This is a genomic window from Pseudomonas sp. 30_B, from assembly GCF_017491605.1.
GTDB lineage: Bacteria > Pseudomonadota > Gammaproteobacteria > Pseudomonadales > Pseudomonadaceae > Pseudomonas.
Genome location: NZ_JAFGYY010000388.1, coordinates 1 through 435, shown reverse-complemented (window position 1 = coordinate 435; position 435 = coordinate 1). Strand labels below are relative to the sequence as shown.

At 67.8% G+C, this 435-nt stretch carries 2 protein-coding genes; both read left to right on the top strand.

Going from position 1 to position 435, the window contains the following annotated elements:
* Window positions 1-214: hypothetical protein (locus tag J5M67_RS28800; RefSeq protein ID WP_243434946.1), on the top strand; the 214-nt coding region annotated here is incomplete at its 5' end.
* Window positions 211-417, top strand: coding sequence for an ogr/Delta-like zinc finger family protein (locus tag J5M67_RS28795; RefSeq protein WP_004532731.1), 207 nt, complete (start codon window positions 211-213; stop codon window positions 415-417). The genes J5M67_RS28800 and J5M67_RS28795, both read left to right, overlap by 4 nt.
* Window positions 418-435: the final 18 nt, after the last annotated feature.

Below are 435 nucleotides of genomic sequence, written 5' to 3'. Positions count from 1 at the left end.
CCATACGGAAGCGATGTCGGCGACGCTGCGCCGCCTCTACTTCGTGTGCGACGACTGCGGCTTTCGAACGCCGGCCGGTCTCGAAATCCTGTTCTCGCTGTCGCCCCCGGCGCGGCCGCGGCCCCACGTCGCGCTCGATGTGCGGCCATCGGATCGACTGCGCGGCTTTGTCGATTCGCGCACGACGCTCCGGCTGATGGAGGCGGCGAAGTGAGATTCACGATTGCTTGCCCTCACTGCGGCGCGCGCGGCATCGCCCGCGTGCTGGAACAGAAGTCCGCGCTGGCGTGGGAGATCGATTACCAGTGCGATGACGTAGTGTGCGGCCATACGTACCGCGCACGGCTCGAAATGACGCCGACGGCGCCCGTGCAGCGGCGCGAGCGCGTCGGCGAACAGATGCGGCTCGCTGTCTGAGCTGCTGCGAAGTGGAGC